Raw genomic sequence first — 15,770 nt, 5'->3', positions numbered from 1 at the left:
TAACGAGTGAAGGACACAACCATGCTCAAGATGACCCATCTGTCCAAGGTCTACCGCACCGAAGTGGTGGAGACCTACGCGCTGCGCGACTTCAACATCAACGTGAACGAAGGCGAGTTCGTCGCGGTCACCGGTCCGTCCGGTTCGGGCAAGACCACCTTCCTCACCATCGCCGGCCTGCTGGAAACCTTCACAGGTGGCCAGTACCACCTCGATGGCGTGGAAGTGAGCAACCTCAACGACAACGAGCGCTCGAAGATCCGCAACGAGAAGATCGGCTTCATCTTCCAGGCGTTCAACCTCATTCCCGACCTCAACGTGTTCGACAACGTGGAAGTGCCGCTGCGCTATCGCGGCATGAAGGCGCCGGAGCGCAAGGAGCGCATCATGAATGCGCTGGAGCGCGTGGGCCTGGCCTCGCGCGCCAAGCACTATCCGGCCGAGCTTTCCGGTGGTCAGCAGCAGCGCGTGGCCATTGCCCGCGCACTCGCCGGTTCGCCGCGCCTGCTGCTGGCGGACGAACCCACCGGCAACCTCGATACGCAAATGGCGCGTGGTGTGATGGAGCTGCTGGAAGAGATCCATCGCGAAGGCGCCACCATCGTCATGGTGACGCACGATCCGGAACTCGCCGCCCGCGCCCAGCGCAACGTGCACATCATCGACGGTCAGGTGGTGGATCTGGCGGAAGACCCGCGCTTCCACCAGGCCGTGCACGCTGCCCGCGCCAATTCGCCCGCCTGATATCGACCACCTGGCCTCCCGCCCGTGCGGGAGGCGGTTATCTTCTGCTGAAGGACGACCATGTTCGCCTACTACCTGCAGCTTGGCTTGCGCAGCCTCCGAAAAAATCCGCTGTTGACCCTGCTGATGGTGTTGGCGATCGGCTGTGGCGTGGCCGCCTCCATGACCACCTACTCGGTGTTCCGCGCCACGTCGAACAACCCCATTCCGCAGAAGTCCTCGCAGCTGTACGTGCCGCAGATCGATAACTGGGGCCCGGAATCGAACGAGGACAACAAGGGCGAGCCGCCCAATGCCATGACGTACACCGACGCCATCAACCTGATGCGCGACAAGCGTGCGTCGCACCAGACGGCATTGTTTCCCGCGGCCATGTCCATCGTGCCGACGGACCCGTCCATGCTGCCGTTCCGCGAGACCAGCTACGCCTGGTACGCGGATGCGTTCGGCATGTTCGACATTCCTTTCCTCTACGGCCATGCGTGGACGTCCGGCGAAGACGATTCGCATGCCGCGGTTGCGGTGATCGGCAAGACGCTCAACGACAAGCTGTTCAACGGCACCAACAGCGTGGGCAAGAACATCAACCTCAACGGTCGCGATTACCGCATCGTCGGCGTGACGGAAAAATGGAACCCGGAACCCGTGTTCTACGACGTGATCAATACCAACGGTTTTGACGATCCGATCCAGGTGTTCATTCCGTTCACGCGCGCGGTGGAGCTGCAGACGACGACCAACGGCAACAACAACTGCAATCACGATCCGGGCAAGGGCTGGGATGCGTGGATTCGTTCCGAATGCGTATGGGTGGGTTTCTGGGCCGAATTGCCGACGAAGTCGGAAGCGGGTGCCTATCGCCAGTATCTCAACGGCTATTCCGCCGAACAGCAGCGCTCGGGCCGCTTCCGCTGGGCACCCAATACGCGGCTGCGCAACGTGACCGAGTGGCTGGACTACCAGAAGGTGGTGCCGCAGGAAGCCAAGGTTTCGCTGATGGTGTCGCTGGGTTTCCTGCTGCTCTGCCTGGTGAACACGGTTGGCCTGTTGCTGGCGAAGTTCATGCGCCGCTCGTCGGAAATCGGCGTGCGCCGTGCGCTGGGTGCGACCCGCAAGGAAATCTACATCCAGTTCCTGATCGAAGCCGCTGCGATTGGCCTGGCGGGCGGCGTCGTGGGCCTGGTACTGACCGGCTTCGGCGTGATGGGCGTGTCGCTGGTGTTCGAACCGGACATCGCCAAGCTCGCCACGCTCGATGTGTCGCTGGTGCTGCTGACGATGCTGGTCGCCGTGCTGGCGACGGTGCTGGCAGCCTTCTATCCCACATGGCGTGCTGCGCAGGTGCAGCCGGCATGGCAGCTGAAATCCAACTGAGGCGACGACGATGCTGCAGATCAAACCCATTCTCGCCGCGCTCAAGCGCCACAAGGCAGGCACCATCCTCATCGCGATGCAGATCGCCTTGACGCTGGCCATCGTCTGCAACGCCATTTTCATCATCCATCAGCGACTGGAGCGCGTGCAGCGCCCCACCGGCATGGTGGAAAGTGACCTGCTCGCCATACAGAGCCGCTTCGTGGGCACGCAGGAAACCCAGGCCGGCCCGCTGGTGAAGGCGGACCTGGTGGCCCTGCGCCAGTTGCCGGGCGTGCAGGACGCGGTAGCCATGAACTCCTATCCGTTGCGCGGCGGTGGCTGGTCCACTGGCGTGCGTACGGACGTGGACGCCAAGAATTCCAAGGCACACACCACGCAATACTTCGGCGATGAACACGCACTGGGCACCATGGCGCTCAAGCTGATTGCCGGCCGCAATTTCCGTTCGGACGAGATCGTGGAAGCCGATCCGCAGGCGCTGCCGGACCCGGCGGTGATCATCGTGAGCAAGGCGCTGGCCGACAAGATGTATCCGGACGGTTCGGCGCTGGGCAAGACGATGTACATCGGCGACTCCAAGACGCCGTCGACCATCATCGGCATCGTCGAGCGTCTTCAGGTGCCGTGGAATGGCACGTGGTCCGATTCGTTCTATGAGAACTCGTTGATCCAGCCCGTGCAGCTCACCAGCGCGTTCACCAACTATCTCATCCGCGCGAAGCCGGGGCAGTTGGCTGACCTGGTCAAGGCGGCACCTGCGGCGTTGGTAAAGACGAACCGCATGCGCGTGATCCCGAGCGAGCGTGGCGTGCGTACGTTTGCCGAGGTGCGCGAGTACGCATACAAGGGCGACCGCGGCATGGCCATCCTGATGGGCGTGGTGTGCCTGGTGCTGTTGGGCATTACGGCCGCAGGCATCGTCGGCCTGACCAGCTTCTGGGTGGGCCAGCGTCGCAAGCAGATCGGCGTACGTCGTGCGCTGGGTGCGACCAAGCGCGACATTCTCAGCTATTTCCTCACCGAAAACCTGCTGATTGGCGTGGCGGGCGTGGTCATCGGCGCGCTGCTGGCGGTGGGCATGAACCTGTGGCTGGTGACGCAGTTCGAGATGGCGCGGTTGTCGGTGACGTACGTGTTGATCGGCGTGGTTGCGCTATTGGGCCTGGGCCAGGGCGCCACGCTGGCGCCGGCCATGCGTGCTTCGCGCGTGTCGCCGGTGGAAGCCACGCGTTCGGTGTAAAGGGTTGGTGCGTGCGTCGCGTCGAAGCGGAATGAGGTATCCATGAGCGGCATGTTTGTCCACAACTTGCGACTGGGCGCGGCAAGCCTGAGGCGCAACGTCCTGCTGACGGCATTGATGATCATGTCGATCGGCTTCGGCGTTGCGGCCTCCATGGTGACGTTTGCCGTGTTCCGTGCGGTATCGGGCGATCCCATACCGCAGAAGTCGGCGCAGCTCTTCGTGCCGCAGATCGACAACCGCGGGCCGCAGTACAACCGCAACGGCGAGCCGCCTGAAGCGCTCAACTACACCGATGCCGTGGCACTGATGCGTGCGCACAAAGCCCCGCATCAGACCGTGCTCTACGCCATCGGCCTGTCGGTGATGCCGGCGGACGAACACCGCATGCCGTTCAAGGCACAGGGTTATGCGACGTACAACGATTTCTTCAGCATGTTCGAGGTGCCGTTCCAGTACGGCGGCAGCTGGGGCGGCGCCGAGGATGAGTCGCGCTCGTCCGTCGTGGTGATCAGCCGTTCGCTCAACCAGAAGCTGTTCGCCGGCGCCAACAGCGTCGGACGCGAAATCACCATGGACGACCATGCCTACCGCATTGTCGGCGTCACCGAAGATTGGGATCCCAAGCCGCGCTTCTACGACATGTTCAGCGGCAACGCCTACGCCAATGCCGTGGAGATCTATATCCCGTTCACGCTGGCCATCGACCAGAAAGTCGATACGTACGGCAACAACAACTGCGGCAGCGACGGCAAGCGCGGCGACGCTCACGACGGCTGGGTGCGCGGGGAGTGTGTGTGGATCAGCCCGTGGGTGGAACTGGATAGCGCCGCGCAGGTGCAGGCGTATCGGCAATTCCTGGATGGCTATGCAAAGGAACAGCAGAGCGCCGGGCGCTTCAACTGGGCGCCCAACAACCGCCTGCGCAACGTGCACGAATGGCTCGACTATGAAGGTGCCGTGCCGCCCGAGAGCCGCATCTCGCTGACACTGGCGCTGGGTTTCCTGGTCATCTGCCTGGTCAACACGATTGGCCTGTTGCTGGCCAAGTTCATGCGCCGTGCGCCGGAGATTGGCGTGCGGCGAGCGCTGGGCGCATCGAGGGCGGACATTTACCGGCAGTTCCTTGCCGAGGCGAGCATGGTGGGAGTGGCGGGCGGCTTGCTGGGCGTCGTGCTGACGGCCATCGGCATGCTCGGCGTCGGCCTGGTGTTCGAGCCGCACATTGCGCGCCTGGCGCACCTGGACGTGCCGCTGGTGTTGCTTGCGCTGCTGCTGGCGATTGTTGCGACGGTGCTGGCAGCGTTCTACCCCACCTGGCGGGCGGCGCAAGTGCAGCCCGCCTGGCAGCTGAAATCCAACTGAGGCGGAGGAGGCCATGGATATCAAGCCCATCCTTTCCGCATTGCGACGCCACAAGGCCGGCACGGTGCTCATCGCGCTGCAGATCGCGCTGACGCTGGCCATCGTGTGCAACGCGCTTTTCATCATCCAGCAGCGCCTGGCGCATCTTTCCGAACCCACGGGCGTGGATGAGGCCAATACGTTCGTGATCACCAATGAGTGGGTGGGTTCACCGTCATCGCAACGTGCGGACGCGATGATGCGGGAGGACCTGCGTGTTCTTCGCGAATTGCCGGGCGTCGCCGATGCCACGTCGAGCAATTCCTTCCCCCTGCGTGGTGGCGGCTGGGACGATGGCATCAAGCTCACGCCCGACCAGGTCAAGGACACGAGCGGTGCGGCTGTCTATTTCGGCGACGATCATTTCCTCAACACGCTGGACATCCCTTTGATCGCGGGCCGCAACTTCCGGCCTGAAGAAATCACCGCGATGGATGTCCGCGATCGCCTGGCACCGCCGGTGGCGATCGTCACCAAGCCGCTTGCCGACAAGCTGTTCCCCAACGGTGACGCTGTCGGCAAGACGGTGTACTTCGTCGGCAACCCCACCACGATCATCGGTGAGGTCGAGCTGCTGCAGTCGCAAAGCGTGGAGCGCTGGGCGTCAGCATTCGCGTGGCGTTCCATCATCGTGCCTAAGCGATTGGCGGTCTCGCTGGGCGTGTTCTACATCGTGCGCGCCCAGCCGGGCCAGCTCGATGCCGTGATGCGCGCAGCGCCGGAGGCGCTCTTCAAGTCCAATCCGCGCCGCATCATCAACGACGACGATGGCGTTCAGAGCTACGCGACGATTCGTGCCAAAGCCTATGAAGGGGATCGTGGCATGGCGTTGCTGATGGGTGTGATCTGCCTGGTGCTGCTGGCGATTACGGCGGCGGGCATCGTCGGCTTGACCAGCTTCTGGGTGGGGCAGCGGCGCAAGCAGATCGGTGTGCGGCGTGCACTGGGTGCAACGCAGAAGGACATCCTGCGGTACTTCATGACGGAAAACTTCTTGATCAGCTGTGGCGGCGTGTTGTTCGGCGCATTGCTCGCGATCGCGATCAATCTGTGGATGGTCACTCGCTTCGAGATGCACCGGCTGTCGCTGGCGTATCTGCTTGCAGGCGTGTTGATCCTGTTGTTGCTGGGACAGGGGGCGGTGCTGGCTCCGGCGCTTCGCGCTTCGCGCGTGCCGCCGGTCGAGGCGACACGGTCGGTGTGACCGTCAGCCATCAAGGGAAGGGGAGACGACATGTTTGGCTATTACCTGGATTTGGCGCTACGCAGCCTCAGGCGCAACAAGATCCTGACCGCGCTGATGGTGCTGGCCATTGCGCTGGGCATCGGCGCCAGCATGACCACGCTGACCGTGTTGCACGTGTTGTCGGGCGACCCGCTCCCGGGCACCAGCGACTCGCTGTTCTATCCGCAGGTCGATCCGCGTGACATGGATGGCTACGAAGAGGGCAAACGCCCTGCCGACCAGGTGACCTGGACGGATGGCCTGAACCTGCTGCATGCCAAGCGCGCCGATCGCCAGGCATTGATGACCGGTGGTGCGGTGCCGGTGCAGCCAGCACAGTCCAACATTGATCCGTTCTTCAGCGACGCGCGCTACACCAGCAGCGATTTCTTTCCCATGTTCAAGGTGCCGTTCATGTATGGCCGCCCGTGGACGGAGGGCGAGGACAATTCGCGGGCGCGGGTGGTCGTCATCAGTCGCAAGCTCAACGAAAAGCTGTTCGGCGGCAAGGACAGCACCGGTCAGACGCTGCGCATGAAAGACACGGCGTTCCAGGTGATTGGCGTGCTGGACGAATGGAAGCCGACGCCGCGTTTCTACGACATCTACATGCAGAGCTACGGTTCGGTGGAAGACGTGTTCGTGCCGCTCAGCACATCGCGCGACGTGCACTTCGAACATTCAGGTTCCACCGATTGCTGGGGCACGGGCGGTGGCGATGACGAGCATGCGGAAACCTCGCCGTGCACTTGGTTGCAGTTCTGGGTGCAGATCGATGGCGCGGACAAGGTGAAGGCATATCACGATTACCTTGTGCATTATTCGCAGGAGCAGAAGACGCTGGGCCGATTCCAGCGTCCGCCGAATGTCGCGCTGCCCGGCCTGATGGAATGGATGGACATCAACAAGGTCGTGCCGGGCGACGTGCGCCTGCAGGCATGGCTGGCGTTGGGCTTCCTGCTGGTGTGCCTGGTCAATACGGTCGGGCTGATGCTGGCGAAATTCCTGCGCCGATCGGGCGAGCTGGGCGTGCGCCGCGCGCTGGGTGCATCCAAGCGCGAGGTCTTCATGCAGCTGCTGGTGGAGTCGGGCGTGATCGGCCTGGCCGGCGGTTTCTGCGGATTGCTGCTGGCGTTCGTGGGGCTGTGGCTGGTGCGCAAGCAGCCGTCCGACTACGCCGCGCTCGCGCACATGAGCGTGGGCATGTTGACGTTCACTTTCCTGCTGGCGGTGGGTTCCACCTTGCTGGCTGGTCTTCTGCCGGCCTGGCGCGCCTGCCAGATCACTCCCGCGTTGCAACTGAAGAGCCAATGATCATGGACATTCTTCCCATTCTCTCGACGTTGCGCCGGCACAAGACCACCGCTTTCCTGGTGATCGCGGAAATCGCCCTGACCTGCGCCATCGTGTGCAACGCGGTATTCATCATCAACCAGCGCATCGACCGCATCAACATGGAAAGCGGCGTGGATGAGCAGCACCTGCTGCACATCGCGCTGACCAACATCGGCGTGACCAAGGACGACAAGGCCCGCCGTGCCGAAGACCTGGCCGCGCTTCAGCAGGTGCCGGGCGTGGTGTCGGTGGCGTCGGTGAACCAGGTGCCGTTCGGCAACTCTTCGTCCAACGGCAGCATCAAGCTCGATCCCAAGCAGCGACTCGCCACGGCCAATGCCACGGACTATTTCGGCGAGAACGTAACGCAGACCCTGGGCACGCAACTCATCGCCGGGCGCGAACTGAAGCCGGACGACTACATGGACATGGACCAGGTGGTCACCGCCGCGGCCGCCAAGGATGCCAAGGGCATTCCACATGTCACGGTGATCACGCAGAACCTCGCCCAGCGCCTGTGGCCGGGGCAGTCGGCGCTGGGCAAGCAGATCTACATGTCCGACTACGCGTTCACCGTGGTGGGTGTGGTGAAGGAGCTGATCCGGCCGTCCATCTGGGACGACTCGGCCAAGAGCTACACCATGGTGTTGCCGGTGCGCGTGGCCAACAACGAATACATCGTGCGCGTGGATGACCCGAAGAATCGGGAGCGCGTGCTGAAGGCCGCCGTTGCCAAGCTCAAGGAGATCAACCCTCACCGCATCGTGCTCAAGCAGCATCTGTTGAGCAACATGCGCGAGGACTTCTTCCAGAACGACCGCGCCATGGCAGGCCTGCTGCTGGGCGTGTGCGTGGCGCTGCTGGTCGTGACGGCGCTGGGCATCGTGGGCCTGGGCAGCTTCTGGGTGGCGCAGCGTCGCCGCCAGATTGGTGTGCGTCGCGCATTGGGTGCCACGCGCAGCAACATCCTGCGTTACTTCCAGACGGAAAACTTCCTGCTCGCCACTATCGGCATCGCGGTGGGCATGGTGCTCGCCTACGGCATCAACCTGCTGTTGATGGTGCACTACGAGCTGCCGCGCCTGCCGGCGATCTATTTCCCGGTGGGTGCGCTGTTGCTGTGGACCATTGGGCAATTGGCGGTGCTGGGGCCGGCAATGCGCGCGGCGGCTGTTCCGCCAGTGGTGGCCACGCGGTCGGTGTAACGGGAGGAACAGGGAATGTTCGGTTATTACGTCGACCTGGCTTTCCATAGCCTCCGCCGCAACAAGGTGCTCACGGCGCTGATGGTGCTCGCCATTGCCGTTGGCATCGGTGCCAGCATGACGACGCTGACCGTGGTGCATCTTCTGTCGGGTGATCCGCTGCCTGGGCGAAGCCAGTCCATCTTCTATCCGCAGGTGGATGCGAACCCGAAGAACAAGGACAGCAGCGAGCCGCTGGACATGCTCGATTACCGTTCGGCGGTTGATCTGTGGACGGCCCGCCGCGCCGATCGGCAGGCGCTGGTAGTGCAGAGCACGGTGCGCCTCAATTCAGCCGACGCCGGCAAGCCTGCCGTGATGATGCCGATGCTGTCGGCGACGACGGATTTCTTCAGCATGTTCAACGTGCCGTTCCGTTACGGCGGACCCTGGAGCGAACAGGACGATGCGGCGCGCGCACGCGTGGCCGTGATCACCGATGATCTCAACCAGAAATTGTTCGCTGGTGAGAACAGCGTGGGTCGCGCGCTGCGGCTGCGCAACAGTGATGTGCGCATCGTGGGTGTGCTCAAGCCCTGGCGACCGTCGCCGCAGTTCTACGCTGTGCGCGGCGGCCGTTTCGCCGCGGGCGACACCAGCGATTTCTACGCCAAGCCGGAAGATGTCATCACGCCGTTCTTTACCGGCCTGGATGTGAATGACGGCAATTTCCAGCAGTTCACCTGCTGGTCCATGCCTCCGCGTCCGGGACATCTGCAGGATTCACCCTGTGTGTGGGTGGCGCTGTGGGTACAGCTCAACGATGCCTCACGCGTTGCTTCCTATCGACGATTCGTGGCCGATTACGCTGCGCAGCAGCAGGCGATGGGGCGTTTCACGCACGCCGGCAATACACGCATGCGCAGCCTGATGGAATGGCTTGATTTCAATGGTGTGCTTCCCAGCAACGTGCGATTGCAGGCGTGGCTGGCCGTGGCGTTCCTGGCCATTTGCCTGGTCAACATGGTGGGCCTGCTGCTGGCGAAATTCCTGCGCCGTAGCGGGGAGATCGGCTTGCGCCGAGCGCTCGGTGCAAGTCGTGCCGCGGTGTTCGCGCAATACATGGTGGAGTCGGCCCTGATCGGTTTCATCGGCGGCGTGTGCGGCTGGTTGCTTACGCTTGCAGGGCTTTGGTTTATCCGGCAGCAACCGGTGGCTTATGCGGATATGGCCAGGCTGGACGTATCCATGTTCCTGCTCACGTTCCTTGCGGCGGTCGGCGCCAGCCTGCTTGCCGGCGCGCTTCCGGCGGTGCGGGCATGTCGCGTGATGCCGGCCTGGCAACTGAAGTCGCTATGAGGCCGCATGTGATGCAATTCGCTCCCATTCTTTCCGCCCTGCGCCGCCATCGGCTTGCCACGGCGCTGATTGCGTTTGAAATTGCACTGGCTTGTGCGGTGTTGTGCAACGCGTGTTTTCTTATCGTGCAACAGCTGCGTGCGCTGCATGTCGAGAGCGGCGTGGCCGAGTCCTCGCTGGCCGTGATCAACCTTGGTTGTGACGACTGCAAGGGTGCCGACCTCAATGCGCGGGTTACCACGGCCTTGCGTGCCGTGCCGGGCGTGCAGTCGGTTGCGGTGGTCAATGCGGCGCCGTTCGCCCAGCCCACTGGCTATGCCGGCATCAGTCTTGATCGGGAACACTTCATTGCCGTGCCGCATTTCTACGCGGGTGGACCCGGGGCAGCCGAAACTCTCGGTTTGCAACTCATGGCCGGGCGCGCTTTCCAGGCGGACGATTTTCAGACAGCTGAATCGTGGCTTCCCCAAAACACTTCGGTGTGGGTAACGCGCGCTTTCGCCCAGCGCCTGTGGCCTGGGCAAGATCCGTTGGGCAAGGAGTTCTGGTCCGACAAATACCACTTCCGCGTGATCGGTGTGTTGGCGCACCTGACGCCTCCCGACCCTGGTGGTGGTCACGGCGACAGCGCCGGCGAATGGTCCGTGTTCGCGCCGATGCTTCCTGGGGATTCTTTGCACGGCGTCTATGTCCTGCGTGCCAGCGCCATCGATCTTCCGCGTGTGCTGCGTGAAGCGCGCGTCGCCGCTCAGCGGGCTGCGCCGGAAGCGGTGCTCGATCTGCAGCAGAGTCGCACGTTGCCCGAGCTGCGGGCGGACTTTTTCCGGCAGACGCGCGTGATGGTCGGCACACTTGCCGGTGTCATCGTCGCCTTGTTGCTTGTCACCGCCCTGGGCATCGTGGGTCTTGCCAGTTTCTGGGTGCAGCAGCGTCGCAAGCAGATTGGTATTCGCCGGGCGATGGGTGCGACGCGCGGTGACATCCTGCATTACTTTCAGACGGAAAATTTCCTGATCGTGAGTGCGGGTATCGCCATCGGTATCGTGATGACGTTTGCACTCAACCTTCTGCTGATGAAGTTCTACGAAGTTCCTCGCCTTCCGGTTTATTACCTGCTGGCCGGGGCAGTGGTGTTGTGGGCATTGGGTCAATTGTCGGTATTGGCGCCAGCCATGCGTGCGGCCAACGTGCCGCCGGTGGTGGCGACGCGGTCGGTGTGATCAGGGGCGCAACGCGCAAGGCGCGCGTTGCGATGGGGAAGGGCGAATGGGACAACAGGGTAGGAACGGATGCGTTACAACCTGATGTTGGCGTGGCACGGCTTGAAGCGGTTTCCACGAAGCACGGTATTGGCTGTGGTCACCGTCGCGATGGGGTTGGCGGCGACCATGACGACGCTGGCGTTGTTGCATCAGCTCACCGCCGATCCCCTGCCGGGGCGCAGCAGCCATCTTTATCTGGCGTGGGTGGATACGGTACGCGCCAAGCCAACGCAGAACCAGTCGCTCAACGGCATCACGGTGGATCAGCGCCACCGCATCAAGTTGCGTGATGCGGAGGAGCTTCTGCATGACCACCGCGCCACGTGGCAGGCGCCCATGGCCAGTGTCTTTACGCAATTCAAGAGTGATGGGGACAAGCCTCGCAAGGGAAGCGACTACCTGCTGGCCACCACCAGCGAGTTCCTGCCGATGTTAGGCGTATCGCTTAGAAGTGGCCGCAGCTGGACGCCCGCCGAAGATCAGGCGCATGCTCCGGTGGTCGTGATCGACAGCGAGATGGCGGTTTCCTTGTACGGCACCACCGATGTACTGGGACGCGAATTTCACCTTGGCCATGGTGTGTTCCGCATCATCGGCGTAAGCGCGCCGTTTGCACCACAGCCACATTTCTACGACCTGGCCTCGTTTACCTTCGGCAACTTGCGCCGCGATCAAGCCTTTGTGCCGCTTCGTTCGCTGCTGGATGCCGGCGTGGACCTGGCCGGCGACGATGGCTGCGATGTCGATTCACCGAAGCCGAAAACGCTGTTCACCAGCGACCCCATGTACTGTGCTTCGGTGAGCTATTGGGTGGACTTGCCCGATCGCGCGAAGGCATCCGATTTTCTCGCGTATCTGCAGCGCTATCTCGACAACCAGCAGGCACTGGTCGGCGCTGGACATGCCAGGCCCGCGCAATTGACCCGTGTGGATGCATGGCTGAGCCAGCAGAATGTCGTGCCCGACAACGTACGCCTCAACGCCTGGTTGGCCGGTTCGTTCTTGCTGCTTTGCATGGCCAACGTCGCGGGCCTGCTTGCCGCACGCTTTCTGCGTCGAAGTGCGGAGATCGGCATACGCCGCGCCCTGGGTGCGCCTCAGCGAGCGATCTTTCAGCAACATGTGTTCGAGGCGGCGATGATTTGCCTGCTCGGAGGCTTTCTTGCGCTGCCGTTGACGTTGTTCGGGTTGTGGACGCTGCGGCTTCAGGACAGTGGCTTCACTGATCTGGCCACGCTCGATCCTGCGATGTTTGGTGCGTTGTTCGCGCTTGCCTTTGCGGTAGGCATCATCACGGGGTGGCTGCCGGCGTGGCGCGCGTCGCGCATCGAACCGGGTCTGCAGGTCAAGAGCGCCTGAGGAGAAGAACAATGTCACTTGGCATCATGTTCAAGATACTTCGCCGCCATGCGCTGATGCCCGCGCTGGTGTTGTTTCAGACGGCGCTGGCGTGCGCCATCCTGTGTAACGTGCTTTTTCTGGTTTGGCAGCGCGTGCAGCCGATGGTGGCACCCAGTGGCGTTGCGGAAGACGAGCTGGTGCTGATCGACCAGATGGCGTCGCACGTGCGCCCTTGGACCGCGGCCGAAGTGCGTGCGGGGGAGCTTGCGTTGAGTCACGTGCCTGGCGTGCGTTCCGCCTCTGCGGCACTGGGCTTGCCGATGATCGGCACCACGATCGTCGATTACACGCTGCAATCGCCGCATGGCGCCAAGGTGGGGGTGAACGGTTACTTCGGTGTCGGTCTCGTCCACACGCTGGGTGTGGATCTTGTGGCGGGGCGCGATTTTCTGCCTGAGGAATATCGCGACTTCGGCGTAAGTGAGCACTCCAGCAGCCTGCCCGCGACGTCGACGGCCGAGCCTCTCATCATCACGCAATCCCTGGCCAGGCAGTTGTTTGGTAACCAGCCGGCCGTGGGCAAGATAGTGGACGTTCCTGATGAGCCGGATGGTCATGGCTACATGGTGGTGGGAGTGGTGCGCCACCTGATGCGCAATCAGCTGACGCTCGCCACGGATGGCCGGGCGGATGACACCGTGCTCACTGCCAAGCGCATCGGTGATACGTCGATGCTCAGCTTCGCTGTGCGCATTGATCCGGCCATGCGCGAGGTGGCGCTGCGTGGCATCCGCGCCACCATCAAGAGTCAGTTTGGCGATCAGCTGGTGCAGGACTTCCCGGTGAAGATCTCCACTTATGCCGAACGACGCCACGACGCCCTGGCCAGCGCACGCGCCGCCCTGTGGCTGTTTGCCGGCGTGACGCTCGCGGTGATCGTGGTTACGGCCATCGGCATCATGGGGCTCACCGGTTTCTGGGTGCAGCGGCGCACACGGCACATCGGCATCCAGCGCGCGCTGGGTGCGCGGCGCTCGCAGGTGCTGCGTTATTTCATGCTGGAAAACCTGCTGGTGGCCGGCGGTGGCGTGGTGATCGGCATGGCGCTGGCCTATGTGGCCAATGGCATGCTGATGCACTACTACGAGCTGCCGCACCTGCCCTGGAACTACCTGCCCATTGGCGGCGCGCTAGTGCTGCTGCTGGGCCAGCTGGCCGTGCTGGGGCCGGCCATGCGGGCTGCCGAGGTGCCCCCCGTGGTGGCCACGCGGGCGGTGTAGCTGAACGCGCCCGTGCGGTTCGGCACGGGCACGAAGGCAGTGGGTGTGCAGAATAGGCGTTATCTCAAACCGAGGGTGAACCCATGAAGATTGGACCGCGCATGCTTCTGGCCGGCCTGGCGCTTACCGCCGCCTGTGCCGCCGCGCAGGCCGCCACGGCCGATGTGGCCACGCGCACCAAGGCGCTGAACGACCTGCTGGCCGAGCAGTGGCAGCACAACCTGGAGAATGCGCCGGAGTTCGCCACCATCCTGGGCGATCTGCGCTACAACGATCGCTGGAGCGACCTGTCGTTGGCGCACCAGCAGGCCGAAGTGGCCAAGACGCAGGAATACCTCAAGCGCTTCGAGGCCATCGACACCACGGGCTTCGCCGACGAGGACAAGCTCAACCAGCAGTTGATGGTTCGCCAGTTGCAGGACGCGCTGAAGGCCCACGACCTGAAGCTGGACGAGATGCCGCTGGACCAGATGAACGGCGTGCACCTGCAGCTCGCCGGTTTCATCAGTTCCATCCCGTTCGACAACACCAAGGAATATGACGACTACCTGACGCGCCTGAAGGCGGTGCCTGCCGCGTTCGACCAGGTCATTGGCGTGTCGCAGCAGGGCCTGAAGGACGGCATGATGCCGCCCAAGTACCTGCTGGAAAAAGTTGTCACGCAGATCGACAGCATCGCCAAGCCTGCCGGCATGGACAGCGTGTTTGCCGAACCGCTGAAGCACTTCCCCAAGACGGTCTCCGCCGCCGACCAGAAGCGCCTGCATGACGCGATTCTCGCTGCCATCGACCAGCAGGTGCGCCCGGCGTACCAGAAGCTCGGTACCTTCGTGAAGAACGACTACGCACCGCACGGCCGCGTCGAGCCGGGCGTGTGGTCGCTGCCCAATGGCGACGCGATCTACGCGTTCGACGTGGAGCAGATGACCACCACCAAGGAAAAGCCGGAGCAGATCCACGAGATCGGCCTGTCCGAGGTGAAGCGCATCGAAGGCGAAATGACCGAAGTCGCCAAGCAGCAGGGTTTCAACGACCTGGCCAGCTTCCGTGCCTCGCTGAAGACCAACCCCAAGGTGCATGCCACCTCGCGTGACGACATCCTCAACCGTTATCGCGGCTACCTCGCCGGCATGCAGCCGGAGCTGCCCAAGCTGTTCGGCCTGCTGCCCAAGACCAAGGTGGAAGTGGTGCCGGTGGAAGCCTTCCGCGAGAAGGAGGCGCCCGCCGCCGAATACCACCAGGGCACGCCGGATGGTTCGCGCCCGGGCCAGATCTTCGTCAACACGGGTGACTACCAGAACCGCAGCGTGCTGAGCATCGAGTCGACCGCTTATCACGAAGGCATTCCGGGTCATCACATGCAGATCTCCATCGCGCAGACGCTGCCCGCGCTGCCGCCGTTCCGCCAGCAGGCCGGTTACACCGCCTATATCGAAGGCTGGGCGCTGTACGCCGAACAGCTCGGCAAGGAGCTGGGTTTCTACAAGGACCCGCTCTCGTACTACGGCCGCCTTTCCGACGAACTGCTGCGCGCCGACCGCCTGGTGCTCGACACGGGCGTGCACTACAAGCACTGGACGCGCCAGCAGATGGTGGACTTCTTCCACGCCCACTCCAGCGAGGATGAGCCGGACGTGCAGGCCGAAACCGACCGCTACATCACCTGGCCGGGCCAGGCGCTGGCGTACAAGACCGGCCAGCTGAAGATCGTGGAACTGCGTGCCCACGCGAAGAAGGAACTGGGTGACAAGTTCGACATCCGCGCCTTCCACGACGAAGTGCTGGGTGGCGGTGCGCTGCCGCTGGACGTGCTTGAAGCCCGTATCAACGCCTGGATTGCCGCGGTGAAGTCGGGCAAGGCCCCGGCACACCCGAAGGCGTGATCGAGTGCGGGGCGGCGGGGGGGGGGGGGGGGGGGGGGGGGGGGGGGGGGGGGGGGGGGGGGGGGGGGACACATTGGCCGGAGGCTGTCGGGGCGCGGACCGGGGTGGGGCGTGGGGCGCGGCGCGGGGTGCGGCG

Annotated in this window: 12 protein-coding genes; all 12 read left to right on the top strand. The window is 63.4% G+C overall.

Features of this window, described 5'->3' with window-relative positions:
- Positions 1 to 21 precede the first annotated feature (21 nt).
- Entirely contained in the window at positions 22 to 744 is a 723-nt protein-coding gene (locus tag DK366_RS19790; protein WP_109127279.1) for an ABC transporter ATP-binding protein, read from the top strand.
- Positions 745 to 804: 60 nt separating this feature from the next.
- Positions 805 to 2,118 (top strand): ABC transporter permease, encoded by a 1,314-nt coding sequence (locus tag DK366_RS19785; protein ID WP_109127278.1) that lies wholly within the window; start codon positions 805 to 807, stop codon positions 2,116 to 2,118.
- A 10-nt stretch (positions 2,119 to 2,128) separates the two neighbouring features.
- Positions 2,129 to 3,361, top strand: coding sequence for an FtsX-like permease family protein (locus tag DK366_RS19780; protein ID WP_109127277.1), 1,233 nt, complete (start codon positions 2,129 to 2,131; stop codon positions 3,359 to 3,361).
- 51 nt (positions 3,362 to 3,412) lie between these two features.
- Positions 3,413 to 4,726 carry an ABC transporter permease gene (locus tag DK366_RS19775; protein ID WP_109127315.1) on the top strand — a complete coding sequence of 438 codons (1,314 nt, stop codon included), beginning with the start codon at positions 3,413 to 3,415 and terminating at the stop codon, positions 4,724 to 4,726.
- Between the two features lie 13 nt (positions 4,727 to 4,739).
- Positions 4,740 to 5,969, top strand: a complete 1,230-nt coding sequence (locus DK366_RS19770; RefSeq protein WP_109127276.1) for an FtsX-like permease family protein — start codon at positions 4,740 to 4,742, stop codon at positions 5,967 to 5,969.
- A 30-nt stretch (positions 5,970 to 5,999) separates the two neighbouring features.
- Positions 6,000 to 7,304 carry an ABC transporter permease gene (locus tag DK366_RS19765; protein WP_109127275.1) on the top strand — a complete coding sequence of 435 codons (1,305 nt, stop codon included), beginning with the start codon at positions 6,000 to 6,002 and terminating at the stop codon, positions 7,302 to 7,304.
- A gap of 2 nt (positions 7,305 to 7,306) precedes the next feature.
- Complete coding sequence (locus tag DK366_RS19760) at positions 7,307 to 8,530, top strand: FtsX-like permease family protein (protein WP_109127314.1); 1,224 nt, start codon at positions 7,307 to 7,309, stop codon at positions 8,528 to 8,530.
- A 15-nt stretch (positions 8,531 to 8,545) separates the two neighbouring features.
- Positions 8,546 to 9,868, top strand: a complete 1,323-nt coding sequence (locus DK366_RS19755; RefSeq protein WP_109127274.1) for an ABC transporter permease — start codon at positions 8,546 to 8,548, stop codon at positions 9,866 to 9,868.
- An 11-nt stretch (positions 9,869 to 9,879) separates the two neighbouring features.
- Complete coding sequence (locus DK366_RS19750; protein ID WP_109127313.1) at positions 9,880 to 11,088, top strand: FtsX-like permease family protein; 1,209 nt, start codon at positions 9,880 to 9,882, stop codon at positions 11,086 to 11,088.
- Positions 11,089 to 11,157: 69 nt separating this feature from the next.
- Positions 11,158 to 12,489: an ABC transporter permease gene (locus DK366_RS19745; RefSeq protein WP_109127273.1), complete on the top strand. Its 1,332-nt coding sequence runs from the start codon at positions 11,158 to 11,160 to the stop codon at positions 12,487 to 12,489.
- 11 nt (positions 12,490 to 12,500) lie between these two features.
- Complete coding sequence (locus tag DK366_RS19740) at positions 12,501 to 13,751, top strand: FtsX-like permease family protein (protein ID WP_109127272.1); 1,251 nt, start codon at positions 12,501 to 12,503, stop codon at positions 13,749 to 13,751.
- Positions 13,752 to 13,834: 83 nt separating this feature from the next.
- Positions 13,835 to 15,634, top strand: a complete 1,800-nt coding sequence (locus DK366_RS19735; RefSeq protein WP_109127271.1) for a DUF885 family protein — start codon at positions 13,835 to 13,837, stop codon at positions 15,632 to 15,634.
- The last annotated feature ends 136 nt before the right edge of the window (positions 15,635 to 15,770 follow it).

This window comes from Dyella sp. C11 (assembly GCF_003121485.1).
Classification (GTDB): Bacteria; Pseudomonadota; Gammaproteobacteria; order Xanthomonadales; family Rhodanobacteraceae; genus Dyella.
This window is presented reverse-complemented; position numbering and strand designations above follow the sequence as displayed.

What these genes read in the sequence shown, in the direction of transcription:
- DK366_RS19790 (WP_109127279.1), top strand. Translation starts at nt 22, where the DNA reads ATGCTCAAGATGACCCATCTGTCCAAGGTCTACCGCACCGAAGTGGTG.
- DK366_RS19785 (WP_109127278.1), top strand. Translation starts at nt 805, where the DNA reads ATGTTCGCCTACTACCTGCAGCTTGGCTTGCGCAGCCTCCGAAAAAAT.
- DK366_RS19780 (WP_109127277.1), top strand. Translation starts at nt 2,129, where the DNA reads ATGCTGCAGATCAAACCCATTCTCGCCGCGCTCAAGCGCCACAAGGCA.
- DK366_RS19775 (WP_109127315.1), top strand. Translation starts at nt 3,413, where the DNA reads ATGTTTGTCCACAACTTGCGACTGGGCGCGGCAAGCCTGAGGCGCAAC.
- DK366_RS19770 (WP_109127276.1), top strand. Translation starts at nt 4,740, where the DNA reads ATGGATATCAAGCCCATCCTTTCCGCATTGCGACGCCACAAGGCCGGC.
- DK366_RS19765 (WP_109127275.1), top strand. Translation starts at nt 6,000, where the DNA reads ATGTTTGGCTATTACCTGGATTTGGCGCTACGCAGCCTCAGGCGCAAC.
- DK366_RS19760 (WP_109127314.1), top strand. Translation starts at nt 7,307, where the DNA reads ATGGACATTCTTCCCATTCTCTCGACGTTGCGCCGGCACAAGACCACC.
- DK366_RS19755 (WP_109127274.1), top strand. Translation starts at nt 8,546, where the DNA reads ATGTTCGGTTATTACGTCGACCTGGCTTTCCATAGCCTCCGCCGCAAC.
- DK366_RS19750 (WP_109127313.1), top strand. Translation starts at nt 9,880, where the DNA reads ATGCAATTCGCTCCCATTCTTTCCGCCCTGCGCCGCCATCGGCTTGCC.
- DK366_RS19745 (WP_109127273.1), top strand. Translation starts at nt 11,158, where the DNA reads ATGCGTTACAACCTGATGTTGGCGTGGCACGGCTTGAAGCGGTTTCCA.
- DK366_RS19740 (WP_109127272.1), top strand. Translation starts at nt 12,501, where the DNA reads ATGTCACTTGGCATCATGTTCAAGATACTTCGCCGCCATGCGCTGATG.
- DK366_RS19735 (WP_109127271.1), top strand. Translation starts at nt 13,835, where the DNA reads ATGAAGATTGGACCGCGCATGCTTCTGGCCGGCCTGGCGCTTACCGCC.